This window comes from Streptomyces sp. NPDC047017 (assembly GCF_040644175.1).
In the GTDB taxonomy this organism is placed as follows: Bacteria; Actinomycetota; Actinomycetes; order Streptomycetales; family Streptomycetaceae; genus Streptomyces.
The window spans coordinates 14,809-34,172 of record NZ_JBEYVW010000014.1 but is presented as its reverse complement, the minus strand read 5'-3'; the positions used below and the strand labels follow the sequence as shown (position 1 = coordinate 34,172).

General features: G+C 69.2%; 18 protein-coding genes and 4 pseudogenes. 6 read left to right on the top strand and 16 right to left on the bottom strand.

The annotated features are described in order from the left end of the window. Window positions 1-309 precede the first annotated feature (309 nt). On the top strand, window positions 310-1,170 hold the full coding sequence (locus tag ABZ858_RS23125; protein ID WP_361381638.1) for a HemK/PrmC family methyltransferase: 861 nt from the start codon (window positions 310-312) through the stop codon (window positions 1,168-1,170). 27 nt (window positions 1,171-1,197) lie between these two features. Here ABZ858_RS23125 and ABZ858_RS23120 read toward each other — a convergent pair whose 3' ends face one another. The 5 genes and pseudogenes from ABZ858_RS23120 to ABZ858_RS23100 all read right to left on the bottom strand — a co-directional run bounded on the left by ABZ858_RS23120 (window position 1,198) and on the right by ABZ858_RS23100 (window position 5,071). Beyond that, a complete protein-coding gene (locus tag ABZ858_RS23120; protein WP_361381635.1) occupies window positions 1,198-2,052 on the bottom strand; it encodes an NAD(P)H-binding protein in 855 nt (284 codons plus the stop codon). A gap of 436 nt (window positions 2,053-2,488) precedes the next feature. After that, window positions 2,489-2,623, bottom strand: a pseudogene (locus tag ABZ858_RS23115) (transposase); the annotation flags it as partial. Between the two features lie 53 nt (window positions 2,624-2,676). Further along, entirely contained in the window at window positions 2,677-3,132 is a 456-nt protein-coding gene (sufU, locus tag ABZ858_RS23110) for a Fe-S cluster assembly sulfur transfer protein SufU (protein ID WP_361381632.1), read from the bottom strand. Beyond that, window positions 3,123-4,451 (bottom strand): SufS family cysteine desulfurase, encoded by a 1,329-nt coding sequence (locus ABZ858_RS23105; protein WP_361381629.1) that lies wholly within the window; start codon window positions 4,449-4,451, stop codon window positions 3,123-3,125. Before ABZ858_RS23105 ends, sufU begins: the two co-directional genes overlap by 10 nt. After that, window positions 4,448-5,071, bottom strand: coding sequence for a hypothetical protein (locus ABZ858_RS23100; RefSeq protein ID WP_361381626.1), 624 nt, complete (start codon window positions 5,069-5,071; stop codon window positions 4,448-4,450). Before ABZ858_RS23100 ends, ABZ858_RS23105 begins: the two co-directional genes overlap by 4 nt. A gap of 467 nt (window positions 5,072-5,538) precedes the next feature. Here ABZ858_RS23100 and ABZ858_RS23095 point away from each other — a divergent pair, with 467 nt between their 5' ends. After that, on the top strand, window positions 5,539-6,150 hold the full coding sequence (locus ABZ858_RS23095; RefSeq protein WP_361381623.1) for an HD domain-containing protein: 612 nt from the start codon (window positions 5,539-5,541) through the stop codon (window positions 6,148-6,150). Here ABZ858_RS23095 and ABZ858_RS23090 read toward each other — a convergent pair. Next, on the bottom strand, window positions 6,096-6,446 hold the full coding sequence (locus ABZ858_RS23090; RefSeq protein ID WP_361381620.1) for a hypothetical protein: 351 nt from the start codon (window positions 6,444-6,446) through the stop codon (window positions 6,096-6,098). The genes ABZ858_RS23095 and ABZ858_RS23090 overlap by 55 nt on opposite strands. Window positions 6,447-7,145: 699 nt before the next feature. Here ABZ858_RS23090 and ABZ858_RS23085 point away from each other — a divergent pair. Further along, window positions 7,146-9,002 (top strand): M1 family aminopeptidase, encoded by a 1,857-nt coding sequence (locus tag ABZ858_RS23085; RefSeq protein ID WP_361381617.1) that lies wholly within the window; start codon window positions 7,146-7,148, stop codon window positions 9,000-9,002. Between the two features lie 207 nt (window positions 9,003-9,209). Here ABZ858_RS23085 and ABZ858_RS23080 read toward each other — a convergent pair whose 3' ends face one another. Next, window positions 9,210-9,755, bottom strand: coding sequence for a hypothetical protein (locus ABZ858_RS23080; RefSeq protein ID WP_361381614.1), 546 nt, complete (start codon window positions 9,753-9,755; stop codon window positions 9,210-9,212). Window positions 9,756-9,933: 178 nt separating this feature from the next. Then, window positions 9,934-10,365 carry a helix-turn-helix domain-containing protein gene (locus ABZ858_RS23075; protein ID WP_361381612.1) on the bottom strand — a complete coding sequence of 144 codons (432 nt, stop codon included), beginning with the start codon at window positions 10,363-10,365 and terminating at the stop codon, window positions 9,934-9,936. A 130-nt stretch (window positions 10,366-10,495) separates the two neighbouring features. Between ABZ858_RS23075 and ABZ858_RS23070 the strand changes: the two genes are divergently transcribed. Next, complete coding sequence (locus ABZ858_RS23070) at window positions 10,496-11,368, top strand: aldo/keto reductase family oxidoreductase (RefSeq protein ID WP_361381609.1); 873 nt, start codon at window positions 10,496-10,498, stop codon at window positions 11,366-11,368. A 70-nt stretch (window positions 11,369-11,438) separates the two neighbouring features. On the opposite strand, the pseudogene ABZ858_RS23065 reads toward ABZ858_RS23070, so the two are convergent. From ABZ858_RS23065 to ABZ858_RS23045, 5 genes and pseudogenes are all read right to left on the bottom strand, one after another. Then, window positions 11,439-11,885, bottom strand: a pseudogene (locus ABZ858_RS23065) (IS5 family transposase); the annotation flags it as partial. Window positions 11,886-11,934: 49 nt separating this feature from the next. Beyond that, window positions 11,935-12,235, bottom strand: a pseudogene (locus ABZ858_RS23060) (Tn3 family transposase); the annotation flags it as partial. A gap of 201 nt (window positions 12,236-12,436) precedes the next feature. Further along, window positions 12,437-13,780: a VanZ family protein gene (locus tag ABZ858_RS23055; RefSeq protein ID WP_361381606.1), complete on the bottom strand. Its 1,344-nt coding sequence runs from the start codon at window positions 13,778-13,780 to the stop codon at window positions 12,437-12,439. Between the two features lie 342 nt (window positions 13,781-14,122). Next, the gene (locus ABZ858_RS23050) at window positions 14,123-14,320 is read right to left on the bottom strand and encodes a hypothetical protein (protein WP_361382148.1); all 198 of its coding nucleotides are present in this window, start codon (window positions 14,318-14,320) and stop codon (window positions 14,123-14,125) included. A gap of 55 nt (window positions 14,321-14,375) precedes the next feature. After that, a pseudogene (locus ABZ858_RS23045) lies at window positions 14,376-14,623 on the bottom strand (lyase family protein); the annotation flags it as partial. Between the two features lie 225 nt (window positions 14,624-14,848). On the opposite strand from ABZ858_RS23045, the gene ABZ858_RS23040 reads away from it, so the two are divergent. Continuing rightward, on the top strand, window positions 14,849-15,196 hold the full coding sequence (locus ABZ858_RS23040; RefSeq protein ID WP_361381603.1) for a VOC family protein: 348 nt from the start codon (window positions 14,849-14,851) through the stop codon (window positions 15,194-15,196). Window positions 15,197-15,563: 367 nt separating this feature from the next. On the opposite strand, the gene ABZ858_RS23035 is transcribed toward ABZ858_RS23040, so the two are convergent. The 3 genes from ABZ858_RS23035 to ABZ858_RS23025 form a co-directional block, all read right to left on the bottom strand. After that, window positions 15,564-15,887, bottom strand: coding sequence for a monooxygenase (locus ABZ858_RS23035; protein ID WP_361381599.1), 324 nt, complete (start codon window positions 15,885-15,887; stop codon window positions 15,564-15,566). Between the two features lie 375 nt (window positions 15,888-16,262). Beyond that, entirely contained in the window at window positions 16,263-17,141 is an 879-nt protein-coding gene (locus ABZ858_RS23030) for an aldo/keto reductase (protein WP_361381596.1), read from the bottom strand. A gap of 281 nt (window positions 17,142-17,422) precedes the next feature. Continuing rightward, complete coding sequence (locus ABZ858_RS23025) at window positions 17,423-17,902, bottom strand: hypothetical protein (protein WP_361381593.1); 480 nt, start codon at window positions 17,900-17,902, stop codon at window positions 17,423-17,425. Window positions 17,903-18,072: 170 nt separating this feature from the next. Here ABZ858_RS23025 and ABZ858_RS23020 point away from each other — a divergent pair, with 170 nt between their 5' ends. After that, on the top strand, window positions 18,073-19,344 hold the full coding sequence (locus ABZ858_RS23020) for a histidine kinase (protein WP_361381590.1): 1,272 nt from the start codon (window positions 18,073-18,075) through the stop codon (window positions 19,342-19,344). The last annotated feature ends 20 nt before the right edge of the window (window positions 19,345-19,364 follow it).

The following is a 19,364-nucleotide window of genomic DNA, read 5'->3' as shown; positions in this document are numbered from 1 at the left end:
CACCCGGCAGGCCCCAACACCCATCGCCGCTCCGCTGCCACTGGGCCGGTGACGACGCCGGCCCGGCGGCAGCGGACCCAGTGCCCCGGACCCCGGCCCGCGCCGGACCGCGGCACACCGGACCGGCGCACATCCGAAGAGACAGGTCCGCCCGCGGGAGCCGCCACGCACCAGCCCCCGCCGCACCGAGGGGATCACCGTGACCGTGCAGACACCCGGAACTCGCGAGGAACGGGAGTGGACCGGCCGGAGCACCATCGCACCCACAGCCGCCCACGCGTCCCTCACACGCACACGCACGGCACGGTCATGACGACGGCGCCGCAGACCCGTACGGCCCGTGAACGGGCCCGCGCCCGCCTGACCGAGGCGGGAGTGCCGAACGTGGAAGGCGACCTGAACGCACTGCAAGAACGCTTCCCGCCCGACGCGTCGCCCCATGCGCTGGCCCGCTTCGAAACCGCCGTGGCGGAACGCTGCCGGCGCATCCCGCTCGGACACCTCATCGGCTCGGTACCCTTCGACGGACTGGAACTCGTCGTCGGCACCGGAGTATTCATACCGCGCCACGAAAGCACCAGCGTGGTGGAATGGGCGGCTTCCACCACGACGCTGCCGTACGGCGGGACAGCACTCGACCTGTGCTCCGGCGTCGGAGCACTGGGCCTGGCCCTCTCCAGACGCCGCCCCGACGTGACCGTCACCTGCGTGGAACGCGACCACACCTGCCTGCAGTACCTGGCTCGCAACGCGGCACGCAACGAGTCCGTGCTGGGCCCGGTCACCGTGCGGGCGGCCGACCTCACCGAACCCGGCTGCCTCGACGCCCATCTCGGCACCACCGACCTCGTCATGGCCAACCCGCCCTTCATCTCCCCGCTGTGGCGCCTGCCGCCCGAATGGTCCCGGCACCAACCACCCACCGCCATCTACAGCGGCGCCGACGGCCTCCACCTCATCCGGCGCATCATCGAACTGGCCATCACGGTCCTGCGTCCCGGCGGGCGGCTGGCGATCGAGCACGACAAGGCACAACCCCCACAGGTGAACGCGCTGCTGCACGGCGACCTCTTCGCAGAGGTCACCACACTCCCCGACACCGCCGGCGAACCGAGGATCACCACCGCCCGCCGCACCCCATCAGCACACCGGCACACCAAGTGCGCGTGAGCACACCCCCCACGACCCCACCCGCCCTCAGCGCGCCCCGAACGCCCCCAGATGATCAGCCGCCCACCCGCGGAAGTCCCCGGCCGGCCGGCCGAGAAGAGCGGGAACCGTGCCATCCACCCCGCACTTGCTCCCCTCACGCCCACGCCACGCACTCTCCAACAACGCCTGGACGACCTCCGCGGAATACCGTGCAGCCAGCGCGGCGCGCGCCTGCTCGACACCCAACTCCTCGAACCTGAGCACACGGCCGAGCAACTCGGCCAACTGCTGCGTCTGATCAACCGCGCTGAGCACTCCCGGACCCGTCAGCGTGTAGGCCCTGCCCTCGTGGCCCTCCCCGGTCAGCGCCCGTACCGCCGCCTCCGCGACATCACGCGGGTCCACACAGGCATTGAGCGACGTCCCGAACAGAGCCCGGACCACACCACACCTGCGCACCGACCCCGCCCAGGACAACGTGTTGGACATGAACGCACGCGGACGCAACAGAGTCCAGGCCATACCACTGCCGCACAACAACTCCTCACTCCGACGCTGCCACCGAGTGACCAGATCGACAGCCCCCACGTCCACCACCGCGGCCGCCGACAACTTCACCACATGCCGAACTCCCGCCATCCGCGCAGCCCGCAGGAAACACGCGTCACCCCCCGCGGAGGGCAGAGACAGCAGCAGGGCCCGATGCACCCCGCGCAGGACCCCCGCCAGCGAACGGGGGTCCGTGAAATCCCCCCGAACGATCTCAGCCGCCACCGGAGCACCCGTGACCCGCCCGGGCTCCCTCGCCATGACACGCACCGGCACACCGGCAGTGAACTCGGGGAGCCTGCGCAACACTTCCCTCCCGACCGTCCCGGTCGCTCCGGTCACCAGCAGCACGAGGATCCCTCCCGCCCAAGTATCTTCCGCACAGCGCCGGGGCGGCCGCGACAGCCCACGGGACGCGACAGACACGACGACGGTGCACGCCTCCCCCAGCCCCCCCCGGAGCACAGGCGAAGACCCGCAGTGATCCAACCAGTACAGATGGATCAAGGTCCAGACAAGATCCGGACAACCGGACAAACCGACAACACCCCGAACACGACTCTCCGACCTGCCCGCCCCACGTCAGGGACCCGGAACCTCAGTAACAGCCCCTCCCACTGGAGCGTGACGAGCGCGCCGCCGAACTGTGGAAGAAGGAGGTGCGGCCGAGGGCGAAAGCTCGCTCGACGACCGGGCGTTGGGCAGCCAGGCCGGAGTCGTGCTCGGTGCCGCGGCGAGCGGAATGCCGGTGGCGCCAGCAGGTCATGCCTGAGCCGAAGCCGAGTCACTGCGGCAGGTGTTCCCAGACGACTCCGGTGTGCAGGACGAACAGGATGCCCTGGAACACCAGCCGGTCGGGGTGCCGCTTGCGACCCGGGTGCCGGGTCCGACGCTCAGCCTTCGGCAGCAGCGGCTCGATCATCGCCTACAGCTCGTCGTCGACTTCCCACGGCTTCGGCCGAGCCCCTCACGCCCTCACCCTGGGCACCCGACGTCAGCCAAGGCCTTTCGCAGTGCGACCCAGCCCAGCAGTGCGCACTTCACGCGGGCCGGGTATCGCGAGACGTCACGGAACGCAACGGCTTCGCCCAGCCGGAGAGGCCAGGGTTCGGGGTCCGCCACCGGGTGCCTCAGCAGCGCGGCGAAATCCGTGTGCAGTGCGTTCGCTTCATGCACCGAACAACCGATGGCGAGATCGGTCATGACCGAGACGGCTGCTTGACTGACCGAGCAGCCCTGCACGTCGTACGAGATGTCGTCGACTACCACCGTCCCGTCGTCACCGGTCAGCCTGATCCGCAGCGTGATGTCGTCTCCGCACATCGGGTTGAAGTGCCGGGTCTCGGTGTCGTACGGCTCCCGCAGGCCCCTGTGGTGAGGGTCCCGGTAGTGAGCGAGGATGATCGCCTGATGTTCCGCGGTCAGGAGCATGTCGTCTTCCCGAGGCCGAAGATCTCCTGTGCCTCCTCGATCCCTTTCGCCAGTACGTCGATCTCCTGTGGGAGGTTGTAGAGATAGAAGCTGGCCCGTACGCTCGCGGACACGCCGAGCCGCCGGTGCAACGGCCAGGCGCAGTGGTGCCCGACCCGGACCGCCACACCCCGCGCGTCGAGGATCTGGCCCACATCGTGTGGGTGCACCCCATCGACGACGAACGATACGATGCCGCCCCGGTCCTCGGTGGTGGCAGGCCCCAGAATGCGCACTCCGTCGATGCCGTCCAGGGCGGTGAGTGCCGTGCGGGTCAGCAGCCGCTCATGGGCGGCGATGCGGTCCATGCCGACCGTTGACAGATAGTTCACGGCCGCGGCCAGACCGACCGCCTGGGAGACCGGGGGAACACCCGGTTCGAACCGTTGGGGCGGCGGGGCGTAGCTGGACTCCGCCATCTCGACTCGTTCGATCATCGATCCGCCGGTCAGGAACGGCGGCATGGCCTTCAGCAGTCCGTGCCGCCCGTACAAGACGCCGATACCGGAAGGGCCGAGCATCTTGTGCCCGCTGAAGACGGCGAAGTCCACGCCGACGTCATGAAGGTCGACAGCGGTGTGTGGCACGAACTGGCAGGTGTCGAGCAGGGTGAGCGCTCCGACCTCGGCGGCCCTGGCGACGATCCGGTGCACTGGGTTGACGGTGCCGAGCACGTTCGACTGATGAGTGAAGGCCACCAGCTTGGTATGTGGAGTGATGACCTCGTCCAGGTGGGACAGGTCGAGCCTGCCCTCGTCGGTGAGGCCGATCCAGCGCAGCATCGCCCCCGTGCGCCGGCACAGTTCCTGCCATGGCACCAGGTTGGCGTGGTGTTCCATCTCGGTCACCACGATGGTGTCTCCGGGGCCGGCCCGGAAAGGCGCGGCCTCGGCGCCGGCAGTCGCGGCATTGCTCATCGCGTAGGCGACGAGGTTGACGCCCTCGGTGGCGCTCTTGGTGAACACTGTTTCGTCCGGGTCAGCGCCCACGAAGGACGCGATCCGGGCACGGGCCCCCTCGTACGCGGCTGTGGCCTCCTCGGACAGCTGATGTGCTCCCCGGTGGGCGGCCGCGCAGGAGGTCCGGACGAATGCCTGCTCAGCCTCCAGGACCTGGACCGGGCGCTGGGCCGTGGCCCCTGAGTCCAGGTAGATCAGCGGCTGTTCCTGTCCGACGGTGCGGTGCAGGATCGGGAAGTCGGAGCGGATCCGCTCCGGGTCCAGGGCCAGGCCGGCACCCGCACCTGGATCGGGTCCGGTTCCGCCGAGGACGGCGGTCATACGGCGGCGCCCTCGGTATCGCCGATGGCTGCCAGGTCGGCGATCACCTTGTTCGTCGTCTGCAGGCACAGGCCGCGGGCGCACACAGTGACCCTGTCGCTGTCTGCTTCGTCCGCGAGGTCGAGGAACTTGGGGTTGAAGCTTTCGATGCGCTTGGTACGGACGCCTTCCGCGTAGTCGGCGGGTGCGGTCCAGCACAGATCCTTGTAGGAGTCGGTGTGCTCGGGTATCAGCGTGTAGTCCTCGAGTTCCAGTACCGCTCCGAACATCAGCAGCGGCTCGTAGAGCGGCTCGGGCGACTCGGGGTCGGAGGTGGGGCGGTCCGCGACGTAGCTGAAGCCTGCTCCGATCATCGAGAACCGGCAGGTCCCCAGCGGCCTCTCCCGGGAAGCGGACTCCATGGCCCGGCCGCCGCCGAGCTTACGGGCGACCAGGTCGCCTACGAGGTAGGACAGTTCGGAGGACGGGTCCGGCACCGGGGTCCGCTGGGCCGAGTCGGGGAAGCGCGCCATGGTCCGCAGGTCGTCCGCGCGCAGTTCGGTGAAGTGGACCGGCGCCATCTTCACGGCGGAGCCGACGACACTTTCGAAGTAACATCGCGCGAAGCTCAGTGGCAGCATGCTCGTCGGTGTACTGATGACGTTGGGGTGCGTCGGGTTGGTGTCCGCGTGGCGGGTACCAGTCAACACTCGCCGCCCTTGACCCGTGTCGGCCATGACGGTGACCTGTAAGACAGGCTGCCACAGCGTGCCCGGCTCCAGGCACTGCCGCAGAGTGGCCGGACCACACGACCGGAAGCCGCTCAGGATGCCCTCGAGTTCCCCTGTGCTATAGAACTGTGCCACGAGAGAATTCACCTTCTTCGTTCATCTGAGTCTTACAAGTATCCTGATCGCACGAGGTAGGAATTCGCTCGCTGTTTTTCGGACAGTTCGGGCGGGCCGCAACAGCTCTCCGGAAATGTTTAGATGGCAACTTCACACTGAGAGGCCTTGTTGCCGCTGGCCGGTTCTGGTCCCTCTGAGTTCGAAGCAGGAGAGCATGTCACCGTCGCGGACAAAGTACAGGCATAAGAAAGGGAGCCGACATGGGTGACGAGCTTCGCCAGTTTTACGACTTCATCGCCTTTTCCGCCCGGCTCAGGGAGGTCGAGCGGCACAACAACGCCACCCGCGAGCGGAAGGAGAGCGTAGCTGAGCACTCGTGGCACCTGGCACTGGTCTGCTGGGTCCTGCACCGCGAGTTCGAGCGCGAGTGCGGGCACGCGCTGGACCTGGAGAAGATGCTCAAGATGTGCCTCATGCATGACCTTGTGGAGATCGAGGCGGGTGACCCGTCAGCCTGGAGCACCCAGGACAGCGTCCGTCGTCGGGAGGAGAAGGCACGCATCGAGGAGGAGGTCGCCCAGCGCCGTTACGGGGCGCTTCCCGGCGAGATCGGCGCCGAATTCCTGAAGGTGTGGCGCGAGCATGAAGAAGGCGTCACACCCGAGGCCCGGCTCGTGCGGGGTGTGGATCGACTGAATCCCGCGCTGATGCGCTGTCTCACCGGGCAGGGATGGGAAGATGTGGGCGCGGACGCCGAGGCGCTGGACCGGCTGCAGATGCCCCGGCTTGAGGTGAGCGAAAGTCTCACCGCCCTGTATCAGGAGGTCAGGGCAGCCGCTATCGCCCAAGGCTTGCTCGCACCCGCCTCCTGAGACCAGGGGCTGTGCGGCGGGGCCCCGGATACCGGCCCGGGTCGCCGCAGCATCAGGTTGACGAGTTCGTGCACGGTAGGCGCGGCTGGACCGGGCAGGTTCTTGTCGGCGGACTTGGTCGCGCGGGGCCGGTTGCGGGCCCACTTCTCGAGGTCGCCGACGCGGTAGCGGAACGCGGCCCCGCGCTTGCCGACGGAGCCGGGGAATTCCGGGTCGTTCGCGCGGGCGATGCGCAGCACTTCGAGGCCGGCGACGGTCTCCGACAGGTGCTTGTCGTACGCCTCGCGCAGTCCCACGGCCTGGTCGTTGCCAGCGGGTACCGGTTGCGCCGGACGTCGTCGCGGCGGCGTCGGGCACGTCGGTGGCCGGGGCAGCGGCCGCAGGCGAGGGGGTGAGGCCCCAGGCTTCGGCGACCGAGTCCCGGCTGGGCTCCGAGGGGGCCTGGGGCAGCTGTCCGCGCGAGGCCGGGCGCGTCTGGTCTGACAGACCGCACGGTGACGCCGTCGGCACACGCGACGAACTGGTCCTCGCCGACGCTCTCCGCCGCGCCGAGACACTTCTTGAACCCGCGGAAGTCCTCAATCGGCTCGCCGTCCACTGCGTAGGCCCACTCATCGAGTGGACCACCGTGAAGAGCGGCCTCAAGGCTCGCGAGCGACTTGGCCCCGACGGGAGCAGCGGAAACGGACGGGCCGACCGGGTACTCAACTGTCCGTCTGATCCGGACCTCGGTCAGTCGATGCCTTCGACGAATGCGTGACCGAACGGGTCGGTGCCGGCGGGTCAATCCCCGTTCACGTATCCAGCAACCTGCTCAACCGCGCCGAATGCCTTGGCATGCACCGGTCAGAGCTGCCACTCTTTGGCAGTCGTGGTTCCGACCCCAGAAGGGCCGCGACGCGGCAAGCCTCACCCATGGCCGCCCCGGCTCACCCCAGCCGAAGCGGCGGCATTCGAGCAGGCCGGGACCCCGGCCGCCGTAGAAGGAGTAGCGTGTGAGATCGATCCCCCACAAGGCCCTCGGCATCGGCGCGCTCACCGTCACCGCCGTGGCCGCCCTCATACTGCCCGGCACTCCCGCCGCCGCCCGTCCGGCCGCGACCCCCGCCGCCTGCACACCGACCCAGGCCGTCACCAACGGCGGGTTCGAGAGCGGGACTTCACCCTGGACCCAGTCCACGTCCGGCGTGATCACCAGCCGCTCCGGGCAGACCGCCCACGGCGGCAGCGCCTTCGCGTGGCTGGACGGAACCGGCGGCACCCACACCGACACCCTCACCCAGAGCGTCACGATCCCCTCCGGGTGCTCCACCGCCACCCTGGGCTACTGGCTGCACATCGACACCGCCGAGACGACCACCTCCACGGCGTACGACAAACTGACCGTGAAGCTGGGCAGCAGCACGCTGGCCACCTACTCGAACCTGAACAAGAGCACCGGCTACGTGCAGAAGACCGTCGACGTGTCCTCGTTCGCGGGGCAGACCGTCGATCTGTCCTTCACCGGCACCGAGGACTCCAGTCTCCAGACCAGCTTCGTCCTCGACGACATCGCCCTGGACACCTCCGGCGGCGGCACGACCCCGCCGACCGACTCCACCCGCACCCCGGCGGCGCCCGCGTACACCGTCAGCCTCAGCGGCAACACCGCCGGCACCGTCTGGAACGGCCACGAGAGCGTCTCCTTCACCAACGCCTCCGCCACCGCGCTGAGCGAGGTCTACCTGCGGCTGTGGGACAACTACCACGGCAGCTGCGACGCGATGCCGATCAAGGTCAGCAACGTCACCGGCGGCACGGCCGGCGCCCTCTCCGTGGCCTGCACCGCCCTGAAGGTCGACCTGCCGGCCCCGCTCGCCCAGGGCCAGACCGCCACCATCGGCTTCGACCTCGGCATCACCGTGCCCAGCGGGGCCGACCGGTTCGGCCACGACGGGGCGTTCAGCTTCATCGGCAACGCCCTGCCCGTCCTCGCGGTCCGCGACAGCGCCGGCTGGCACCTGGACCCGTACACCAACAACGGCGAGTCCTTCTACTCCCTGGCCGCCGACTTCAAGGTGACCCTCGACCACCCCAGCGGCCTGCTGGTCCCGGCCACCGGCACCTCCACCGACACCCCCGGCTCCAGCGGCCGTACGGTCACCACGGCCACCGCCGCCAAGGTCCGTGACTTCGCCTGGGCGGCCGGGCCCTTCAGCAAGATCTCCGGCACCTCGCCCGGCGGTGTCGCGGTGAACGTGTACTCCGTCTCCGGCATCAGCTCCGCCAACGCCCAGTCCATGCTGAGCACCGCCAAGAGCGCCGTCGACTCCCACGCCTCCCGCTTCGGCGCCTACCCCTACGGCGAGTTGGACGCCGTCATCGACAACAACTACTGGTTCGGCGGGATGGAGTACCCCGGCTTCGTCCTCGACCTGGTCAGCACCACCGCCCTCACCCACGAGATCGGCCACCAGTGGTGGTACGGCATCGTCGGCGACGACGAGTACAACAGCCCGTGGCTGGACGAGGCGTTCACCGACTACGCCACCGACCTGGCGCAGGGCATCAGCGGCACCAACTGCTGGAACAGCGTCTCCTGGGCCTCCAGCGCCGAGAAGATCACCAACTCGATGGCCTACTGGGACGCCCACTCCTCGCGCTACTCCACCGTCGTCTACGGCTACGGCAAGTGCGCCCTGCACGACCTGCGCCGTCTCATCGGCGACAGCGCGATGACGAAGCTGCTGAAGGACTACGCCGCCGCACACTGGTACGGCGTGTCGACCACGGCCGAGTTCAAGGCGGCGGCCCAGGCCGCCACCGGCACGGACCTCACCTCCTTCTGGAACCAGCACCGCATCGACGGCTGACCGGACCGACGCCGGCCGGAGCGATGTGCGCCGGGCGGTGACGCCGTCGTCGGGTGGCAGTCGCGGCGCGCTGCGACTGCCACCCGACGACCGGGCAGGCAGCGCGCCGCACCATCGTCGAGTCGCGGCCTTCGCGCTGCCGGCGCAAGACGGTTCGAGCGCGGCCCGGTTGACGCTGCCGTCATGGCGTCCGGAGCAGCGGCAGGATCAGAAGCCGGCGGAGGAAGAAGCCGCGCCGTCCGAGGTTGGGGCATCGCTGCGGAAGGCGTCGGGGATCGAACGGAGGCGTACCGGCTCCTGGGCGGCACCCCCGCTGCTCGCCGGGGACGTGTCTGAGGCCGCACGCTGCTTCCGGGGAGCTGTTGACGGCGGCGCCTGCACGTACTGGCCGATCTCGCCGTTCTTGTGCACGGCGACTCCCGCGAGGAGGTCCGGTCGGTGTGTGACGGCGTGGAGACCGACGGCTCTGCCAGCCGGCCGTGGTAGCCGGTCACCCGCGTCCTGCGAGTGGCTGCGCGAGTCCAGCGGGGAAACGCGGGTCAGGCAGGCGGGGTGGGGGGGGATGCCGATGCCATGCTTCCTTGATCCGTGCAGCCGCAGCCGCAGCCGCAGCCGCTCGACGCCGGTCACCGCGAGTTCGTACCGGCGCAGCAGGTCGTCGAACGCCGTCAGCGAGCAGTAGAAGACGTGTTCGTGGCACACCGTGTCGAACTCGGTCCCGTCGATGAGCCGGGCAAGGTGCGGCGACTCCACAGCGGAGGTCTGGGAGCACGAGCCCCCGCTGCTTGGGGGCTCCTCGGACACAACGGCGGTGGCGCGGATCGAGTGCCGGTCCGGCGCGCTGCGGCTGTGGTCGATGAGCGGCCCCGGCCTGGAGGACATCGTGCTGCCGTCAGGGCCGTCGTAGCAGAGACACAGAATGCTGTCCACGCTAGGAAGCCCGCGCGTCGTGGCTCTCGCGATGGGCGAGGACTTGTTCCATGTGGGTCTGGGCCCACTGCCTGAGCCCGCGTGTCAGGTGGTGGAGCGAGAGGCCGAGGCCGGTCAGCTCGTAGGTGACGGTGACAGGGACCGTGGGTGTCACGGTGCGGATGAGCAAGCCGTCGCGTTCGAGGGCCCGCAGGGTCTGGGTCAGCATCTTCTGGCTGACGCCGGCCAGTAGCCGGGCCAGTTCGGAGTAGCGCATCGCCTTCGGGGCGTGCGATACGCCGGGCTGTTCGGGTGTGTCACCGCCCAGTGCGCACAGGATCAGGACGACCCATTTGTCGGAGATCCGGTCGAGGAGCTGACGGCTGGGGCACACCGCCAGGAACGCGTTGTACTCCGCTTTTGCCTGCGCCTTCTTGTCGGCCTTCGTCGTCACCGATCTCGCCTCTCACCTTCTGGGTTGTTACGCACTTCAGAGTGCCTACTTCCCCACAGGAAGTTCCTCTCCAATGCTGGTGCAAAGGGGCCGGAGACACCACCCCCGGCATGAAGTGAAAGGCACCACGATGAACACACCCTCCACACCTCTTCCCGGCGGAACCTGGACGCTGGGTGACTCGTCCGTCACCCGGTTCGGGTACGGCGCGATGCAGCTCTCCGGTCCGTGGGTCATGGGGCCGCCCGCCGACCACGACGGCGCCCTGGCAGTGCTGCGCGAGGCAGTCGGCCTCGGGATCACCCACATCGACACCAGCGACGCCTACGGCCCGCGCATCACGAATGAGCTGATCCGCGAAGCGCTGCACCCCTACCCGGAGTCGCTGTTCATCGCCACCAAGGTAGGTGCGACCCGTGACGCGCAGGGCGGCTGGCCCACGGCCCGGCGCCCCGAAGACCTGCGCAAGCAGGTCCACGAGAACCTCGAATCCCTCGGCGTCCAGACCCTCGACCTGGTCAACATGCGCATGGGCGACGCTCAGGGCCCCCAGCACGGCTCGATCACCGAAGCATTCGAGACGCTCGTCGACCTTCAGCACGAGGGCCTGATCCGCCACCTCGGCGTCAGCAACGTCACCGCGAAGCAGGTCGCCGAGGCGCGTAGCATCGCCCCGATCGTGTGTGTGCAGAACATGTACAACCTCGCCCACCGCCACGACGACGACCTCGTGGACCACCTCGCCGCCGAGGGGATCGCCTACGTGCCGTTCTTCCCCCTGGGAGGTTTCACACCGCTACAGTCCGAGGCGCTCTCGCAGGTCGCGTACCGACTGGGGGCGACGCCGATGTCGGTCGCGCTGGCCTGGCTGATGCGGCGCTCGCCGAACATCCTCCTCATCCCCGGTACTTCGTCCATCGCCCACCTGCGCGAGAACATCACAGGCGCTGGTCTCTCCCTCTCAGACGCGGATGTGGCCGAACTGGACAGCATCGGCCACTGACCAACACACAGGCCACCGGCCAAGACCGGGCTGTCGGGCGGACCAGAGGAAACCGGAGGAAGATGCCCGCGATGTGAAGTCCGGCGAGGTAGACGGTCGCGGTCTTCTCGTAACGGGTGACGATGCCGCGCCACTGCCTGATGCGGTTGATGCACCGCTCGACGGTGTTGCGCCGCTTGTACGCCTCACGGTCGAAGACCGGAGGGCGGCCGCCGGATCGGCCTCGCTTCCTGGGCCTGGCTATCTGGTCGGAGAGCTGCGGGACCACCGCCCGGATCCCGCGCCGGCGGAGAGGGGTCCGGATGGCCCGGGACGAGTACGCCTTGTCAGCCAGGACCGCCTCCGGCGTGGCCCTGAGCCGACCGACCGGCCGGGGAAGCCGTAAGCGGGTCATGACCTCGGTGAAGGCGGATGCGTCCCCGGCCTGGCCGGGCGTGAGCACGAGGGCGAGCGGTCGGCAGCGGCTGTCCGCGACGAGGTGGTCCTCGGTGGTCAGCCCGCCGCGGGACCGTCCGAGGGCATGGTGGTCCGGCTCGTCGGGTGGGGCCCCTTTTGACGTGCCCCGGCAGCGAGTCGCGCGGGGTACCGGCCACCACCTTCCCGCCCAGCACCGCGGCCTGGTCATCGATCATGTCCAGCCAGGTGGCGCCGCCCCGGCGCCCGAAGTACTACGGGTTCGCTCGGGTGTAGACCGACGGCACGGGCACGGCGAACCGCATGCCGCCCACCGAGGCGATCAGGCCGCCGTCCCACGTCGGCGCAAGCGGGATCGACGCTTGGCAGTCGGTCAGCGTGGCATTTCGCGGCCCGATACGTCGCCAGTCGCAGCTATGTCTGGTCGACATGGGACAGGCGGCCGTATTCCAGGGCGCCCCACCATCGCTCCGGGCTCCGGGTGGGATCGACCTCGTCAAGCGGCTCGGCGCGGACGAGATCCTCGTCGTTCACGAGATCTCCAGGTATCGCCGCCATGAGCTTGGACGCCTCGATTCTTCATGGTCAGCACCCGCACCGAGAGCATCGATCACTTCGGTACCGTGCTGGCCGCCGGGGACATCGAGGTGGCGATCATTCGGACTCACCCGCCCTCTGGGGGGCATTGCCCACGCCGGCAGGCGCCGAGTACGACGGTCCCGGACATCGCGAGGGCACCTCAGAGGGGCCGGCGTCCGGCCGGGCGGTGGCGGTGCCCGGTTCACGGCCCTGCTGCCCGTCCGGGCGCTCGACGCGGGCGCGGGTATCCGGCAGTGCCACGGTCCGCACCCCCGACAGTGCCTCATGGAACCAGAGTGCGGACGCCCGTCGGCGGGCCAGGAATACGTACGCGGCGATCCAGCCGACGACGAGGACCGACAGCAGGATCTGCGGGAAGTGGCCGACCAGAATCCAGTAGACATCCCGTGTACCCGAGTCTCCGGCCTCATCCAGGCGCTGCCTCGGGTCGTACGAGAGGACCAGCGACGCGGACGCGAAGGCCGCCGTCAGCGGAAGGGTCACCACCCCCAGCAGCACCGCGCGCACCCCCAGCCGCCACAGCGCGGGCCGCCCGCCGCCTCCGAGTGGTGCGAGCCGCAACAGGAGCAGCCTCTTGCCCGGGGTCGTCCCGGTCAGCCGGGGCAGTGCGACAAACCAGACGACGAGGGCCACCGCCGCCACCTGGGGCAGCGCCTCGGAGCCGCTGCGGCTGTCGTGCATCAGGGCCAGGACGCCGCAGGCGGTCACGGCCGCGGCCCCGGTCAGGTCGACCGCCAGCGCCACCACCCGCCGTCCGAAGACACCCGTCCCCCGGGCGGGCGCCCGGCCGTCCGGCATGTCCAGTGCCGGCAGCAGCCGCAGCAGCGGTCCGGTCGCGTACCAGCCGACCAGTGTTCCGGCCGTGTTGATCAGCAGGTCGTCCACGTCGAACAGGCGGTAGGGGCAGGGGTAGACGCCCCACAGCGCGGTGCCCTGTGTGAACTCGAAGAACAGCGAGGCGCCGAAGCCCGCCAGCAGCGCCACCGTGATGCCGCGTCGCAGGTGGTAGCGGACGAAGGCGCCCAGCGGCATGAGCAGGGCCAGATTCAGCAGCGCACCGCTCACCGCAGGATTGTGCAGCACCAGAGGGCCCAGTGCGACCTTGTGGTGCGCCTCCTTCCAGATATCGCCGAACGTGTTGCCCGGGGTCCACTGCGGGTGGGCGACCGGAGCGAAGGCCCGGCACATGCCCTGGGTCTGTCTGGGCAGCGGCACGATCGTCATGCACAGGGCCGTGATCGCGTAGTACAGGAAACAGATGAGCGACATCGCGCGTCGCTGCGGCATGACGCCGTGCCGCCGGTACAGGACAACCGCTGTCGGCACGAACAGCACCAGTGCGAGGAGCGGGAAGAGCGCGGCGGCCGTCTTCATCGGCAACAGATACGCGGAAACCATGAAGAGGACTATAAACCATGTGTATACACCGAGAGTATAGAGCGCTGGTCGAACAGGGCGGACGCGCCACCATCAGCACGGCCGGAGGGCAAGGAGCCGCCGCGTGCAGCGCGGAACGCGCCCAAGCGCTCCAAGCCGTACTCGAACGGGACCAGGCCCGGGGCACCCCACCCCGACCCTGCAACAAGCCACGGACGCCGTGCTCGCCCCCCTCTGCCACCGGGCCGTCTTCACCGGGCTGCCCCCCACCCCGAATGAACACGCAGCCTCGTGACACGCCTCCTGCCGGACTGAGAGCACCGCACCACAAGGCCGCTCCGCCCTGACCCGCCCGCGAGCCGGTCAGGAAGGAGTGAGGGGTCCGGTACCGAATGTGCGCACGGGCGTGGCTCGCTCGTGCCAGGGGTAGGGCTCGCCGAAGTGTGCGGAGGAGCAGACGACGGCCAGGCGGGCGGCGTGGTCGAGGTGGCGGGCGGCGAGCCAGAGGCCGATGGCGCCGCCGAGGGAGATGCCCGTGTAGGCGAATCGGTCAAGGCCCAGGGTGTCGGCCAGGTCGAGGACGTGGTGGCCGAGGTCGGCGACGGTGGCGCCCGGGGGCTGCCGCGACGAGGGTCGCGCGGGCGGGGTTGCCCTTGTGCGGCATGGCGGAGGAGGTGCTGCCGGTCCCCTCGCTGATCTCGCCGATCGCGGTGCGGAACAGGATCAGGACGTCGGCGGCGAGCTTGCCGAGCGTGCCGGAGGCCAGGGCCAGTGCCCCGGCGAGTTCGGTCACCGGGGTGCGCAGCACTGCCACGGCAGAGCCGGTTGTGCGAGCCCCGTCTCGTGAGCGAACGCGGCGGTCAGCCGCAGTGCGGGGGCGGGCGCCTCTCCGGGCACGGTGGCATCGTCGGCTTCGGCGCAGGTGGTGGAGATGGCACGCGGTCGCCGTCGGCGTTGAACGCGGCGTGGAGCTGCGTGTACGCGAAGAGTCCACTGCATACGTGTTGGGCAACATGCGATGAGTTCTGCCGTCTCAAGCTGTCTGTGGAAGAACCACGAAAAGGGCCGGCTCGGAAGATGGTGGCGTTCATGGATATTGCCCGTGTACTGATGGTTGCCCCCGTGGGAAGGGTGGAGGAGGCGGTGATCTGGTACGAACGGTTGCTGGGACGCCCGGCGGACTCCCGGCCGATGCCGTCATTGGCGGACTGGCACCTCACCTCGGGCGGCTGGCTCCAGGTCTTCGAGGACAGCGAGCGTGCCGGCTCAGCGCTGCTCAATCTGGAGGTGCCTGATCTGAACGTGGCTTTGGCAGAGCTCAAGCGGCGCGGTTTGAGTACGGAACCAGTGCAGGCAGGTGGAACGCGCACGCGGTTTGCCGCTCTGCAAGACCCGGACGGTAATCGGATCACGCTACTGGAGAACCCAGTGGCCTGACCCGACTTGTTGCGCGGCCGGGAAGGGCTGCTGTCAGGTCCGTTCGACCAGTTGAGCCGAGGCGCGATAGGTACCACCAAGGCAGGAATGCTGTCACTTCGCGTCGGTGCTCGGTGCTCGGTGCTCGGCTCAGCGTGCTGGTGGCAGGAGTGCCTGCCACCACTGCGTTGCTTCCTGATGGTGCATCAGGAGTCTGCGAAAAGGCGTAGAACTTCATTTCCCGAGCAGCGCGAGCGGCTGTCCGTGCTGGGCGTGCGGGGCGCCTGCCTCGCCTTGGCTCCCGCCGGCCCGCAGGGGATCGCCCCGGCAGTGGCCGACGCGGCCAAGAGCGGCGCGCCGGAGGGCGGGAGCAAGGCGCAGGCGGCCTTCAGGCGGTGGGGAGAGTGAGCGGAGCCCTGTTGATCGCCGACAGCGGTCCGTTCACGGCGAAGATCCGGCCACGGATATCGGTGATGCCCCAGGACTGCAGTCGTTCGGTGTGCTTGGTCAGGTACTGCTGCGCAAAGACCTCGGAATCGAAGAGGTAAATGCCGCCCGCTTCGCCGGCTTCGCTGTTCTCGGTCCAGATCTTCCAGATCATCCCCGGCTCGCTGTTGATGCTCTCGGCCAGTTGCCGGTACTCGGTCGCCATCTGTTCCCCGAAGGGGCCGTTGTTCGGGAAGTCGACCTGGAGGAGGTACGTCGTAGCCATGTTCGTTCCTTCGGGCTGTGCCGTGCTTGTGTTCGCCGGGGCGGAGCGCCGACGCAGTAAGAGCAACCGTGGGGCCGCGGACGAAATTCCCATGTCCCGCGTGGGAGACGGGGGATGAGGGCGTCACTTCCGGAGAGAAGGCCGAGGTCCTGCCCTGCCGAGGTGCCCTCGTCGTCATATGTACACCGGTCGAGGGCCCTCGCCGCACGGCAGCTCCGGCTTCTCACGGTCGCTCGGGGCGAACTGCTCGGAGATGTTGTTCCGCATGAAGCCTTCGCGCCGGTCTGGCGCTGCGCCGGCCCAGCCGAGCAGGGCCCCGAGGACCTTCTCCTGGCAGATGGTTTGCGGAGGCTAGAAAAGCAGGCTGAATTTCAGTCAGCCGACCAGCGCGTTCAACTCCGCGATCTGAGCAGGATCCAGCCGTACCGTCGCCGCCGCGATGTTCTCCTCCAGGTGGGGCATGGACGCCGTGCCGGGAATCGGCACCATGTTCTCGGCGCGGGCGAGCAGCCAGGCGAGCGCGATCTGGGCCGGGGTGGTGCCGGTCCGGGCGGCGAGACTGCTGAGCGGGCTGTCGGGTCGGGCCAGAGCGCCGATGTCGAGGGGGAACCAGGAGATGAACGGTAGTCCCTCGCGCGTGCAGTGATCGAGTACGTCCTCGTGCTTGCGTTCCGTGATGCTGTACTGGTTCTGGACGGAGGCGATCTCGACGATCTCCCGGGCAGCGGTGACTTGGTCCACCGTCACCTCGTTGAGGCCGATCGCGCCGATCTTCCCCTCGTCCTTCAGCCTCTTCAGCTCACCGATCTGGTCCTCGAACGGCACCGCGGGGTCGACCTGGTGCAACTGGTAGAGATCGATGTGGTCGACGCCCAGTCGGCGCATGCTCAGCACACACTCCTGGCGCAGGTACTCCGGACGTCCGAGCGTGGCGTAGGAGCCCGGACCCGACTGCGTCTGACCGCCCTTGGTCGTGATCAGCACATGCTCCGGGTAGGGGTGCAGCGCCTCGCGGATGATCTCCTCGCTGATGTGCGGTCCGTAGACGCTCGCAGTGTCGATGAAGTCGACGCCCAACTCGACTGCGCGACGCAGGAGTTGCGCTGATGCGTCACGGCTGGCCGGTTCTCCCCAGACGCCGGGACCGACCAGGCGCATGGCCCCGAATCCGAGCCTGTGGACGGTCTTTCCGGCGATCTCGATCGTCCCGGACGCGTGATTGACGCGGTTCCCGAGAGGCTGGTCCTCGGCCATGTGCACTCCTTGGCAGGCCCTTTGACAGGCAGACGACTTGCTTATGGATCACGTACGGACAGCGTACGGGTGGCGTGGGTGCGGCGGTACAGTGCGGTGGTGCGCGGTCGGGTCCTGCTGCGTGCATCTGACGTGACCGCGCAGCGAGCCGGTCCGGGCCGCAGCCGGCCGGGGCACACGGATGTCCTGTCCGCCGGGTCCGGCCGGGGCATACGGACATCCCGTCCGCCGGGTCCGGCCGGGGCATACGGACATCCCGTCCGCCGGGTCCGGCCGGAGCGTCAGCCGCCCGAGAGAGACGCGGTCCGGACCGCCGCCGCTGCGCGTTTGCGCCGCCTGCGCAGCAGCACGGCGACGAGCGCGAAGACCTGGAGCAGGAGTTCCAGGCCCGGCAGGTCGGCGGTCGCCTCGGTGTGGAGGTGTCCGGTGCGGCGGATCGTGCCGGCGGGCTCACCGGTGTCGCCGAGCATGGTGTATTCCCGGCCCGCCGCCGCGGTCTGCCGGAACGGGACGAGCCGCCCGGAGGACGTCAGGTTCCAGCTACGGCTCACCCGGTCCGTGGCCGCGACGGCGGTCCCGTCGGCGTCGAGCAGCTCGTAGACACCGCTGAAGCGGTGCGTGCGGACGAGGTAGTCGACTCCGTGCAGGGTGAACCGTGCGCCGATGCGGCCTCCGCGCAACGAGAACGTCGTCAGCGCCCGGCCGTCCTCGGTGAGTTCGTACTCCTGGGACGGCAGATGGATCCTCTTCGCGTGCAACATGACTTCACTGGAGCATCCGGTCACCGGCCGCACCCATGCCATTTGTCATGCATCACCGGGTGACAACCGGGACGGGGGCGCCCGTCCCGGCCGGGAGACGCTTGGCCGCATGACGTACGCCTCACTCACCGGGCCGCCGTTCAGGCGCCCCCGCGGCAGCCGGGCGTAGCATGATCGACGTGGGCGTACGCGATCCGGACGAGTTCTCCGCCGGCCGATGGCCGGACTGGAGCTTCTGGAAGGGCCAGCCGGACAGCCCCGGCGCGTACGGCCGGGGCCGTGTGGTCGTCGCCATGGCCACGTCGCTGGCCTCCCTCACCTTGATCGCGCGGGCCGTGGACATCGCGCACGGCACCAGATCCGTGCTGCTCACCTCGCTCGCGATCGGTCTTGTCGCCTGCTACGGCATCGGCTGCGTGCTGGCTCCCTGGTACGGGCCGATGGCGCTGCGCCGGGGGCGCGTCGCCATCGTGGCCGCGATGTTCCTGCTCGGGGCGGCACCGGCCGTCCTCCTCGCGTCGCCGTACTACCTGACCGATCTGACCTACGCCCTCTCGATCGGGCTCATGCTGCTGCCGCTGCGCCATGCCCTGCTGCTCGGCCTCGGTACGGTGGTGGGGCAGATCGTCTGGATGCGGCTCGCCGAGGGCGAGGTGGCCTGGGCGCAGGTGGCCATCCTCGTCGGGGTGACCGCGGCACTCGGCACCGTCTTCGCGCTCAACTTCACGATCGGTCATCTGCGGGCCGCGCGCGAGCAGGTCAGGAGGCTGGCCGTGAACGAGGAGCGGGAACGGGTCGCCCGGGACATGCACGACGTCCTCGGCCACAGCCTCTCCACCATGACCGTCAAACTCGGTCTGACCCGGCGCATCCTGGAGTCCACCGGAGACGTGGCCCTCGCCGTCGGCCAGGTCACCGAGCTGGAGACCATGGCGCGCACGGCGCTGTCCGATGTGCGCGCCACCGTCTCGGGCTACCGCACCCTGTCGCTGGACGGCGAACTCGCCGGTGCCCGTATGGCTCTGGGCGCCGCCGGCGTACGGGCCGATCTGCCCGCTACGACCGACGCCGTGCACCCCGGGCTGCGCGAGGTGTTCGGCTACGTCGTGCGGGAGGCGGTCACCAACGTGCTGCGGCACTCCGACGCCGAACTGTGCACAGTCCGCGTCGGGCCCGACTGGGTCGAGGTCACCGACAACGGCAGTTCCACGAGCGGGGCGGCTGCCGGGAACGGGCTGACCGGTCTCACCGAGCGGATGGCCGCCGTGTCGGGCACCCTCGAACACGGGCCTGCCCCCGGCGGTGGGTTCCGCGTCGTCGCCCGCGCTCCTGCCCCGGCGGTCCCTCCCGCACCTGCGCAGCCTTCGCGACCCGCGCAGGAGGCCGAGCCACCGGGAGTCGCGCGCCAGGGAACCGAGCGCCCGGGAACCGATTTGTCATGACCAGAGCCACAAGGGACCGA

What these genes read in the sequence shown, in the direction of transcription:
- ABZ858_RS23030 (WP_361381596.1), bottom strand. Translation starts at nt 17,141, where the DNA reads ATGGCCGAGGACCAGCCTCTCGGGAACCGCGTCAATCACGCGTCCGGG.
- ABZ858_RS23035 (WP_361381599.1), bottom strand. Translation starts at nt 15,887, where the DNA reads ATGGCTACGACGTACCTCCTCCAGGTCGACTTCCCGAACAACGGCCCC.
- ABZ858_RS23055 (WP_361381606.1), bottom strand. Translation starts at nt 13,780, where the DNA reads ATGGTTTCCGCGTATCTGTTGCCGATGAAGACGGCCGCCGCGCTCTTC.
- ABZ858_RS23020 (WP_361381590.1), top strand. Translation starts at nt 18,073, where the DNA reads ATGATCGACGTGGGCGTACGCGATCCGGACGAGTTCTCCGCCGGCCGA.
- ABZ858_RS23105 (WP_361381629.1), bottom strand. Translation starts at nt 4,451, where the DNA reads ATGACCGCCGTCCTCGGCGGAACCGGACCCGATCCAGGTGCGGGTGCC.
- ABZ858_RS23100 (WP_361381626.1), bottom strand. Translation starts at nt 5,071, where the DNA reads ATGCTGCCACTGAGCTTCGCGCGATGTTACTTCGAAAGTGTCGTCGGC.
- ABZ858_RS23025 (WP_361381593.1), bottom strand. Translation starts at nt 17,902, where the DNA reads ATGTTGCACGCGAAGAGGATCCATCTGCCGTCCCAGGAGTACGAACTC.
- ABZ858_RS23040 (WP_361381603.1), top strand. Translation starts at nt 14,849, where the DNA reads ATGGATATTGCCCGTGTACTGATGGTTGCCCCCGTGGGAAGGGTGGAG.
- ABZ858_RS23095 (WP_361381623.1), top strand. Translation starts at nt 5,539, where the DNA reads ATGGGTGACGAGCTTCGCCAGTTTTACGACTTCATCGCCTTTTCCGCC.
- sufU (WP_361381632.1), bottom strand. Translation starts at nt 3,132, where the DNA reads ATGCTCCTGACCGCGGAACATCAGGCGATCATCCTCGCTCACTACCGG.
- ABZ858_RS23070 (WP_361381609.1), top strand. Translation starts at nt 10,496, where the DNA reads ATGAACACACCCTCCACACCTCTTCCCGGCGGAACCTGGACGCTGGGT.
- ABZ858_RS23125 (WP_361381638.1), top strand. Translation starts at nt 310, where the DNA reads ATGACGACGGCGCCGCAGACCCGTACGGCCCGTGAACGGGCCCGCGCC.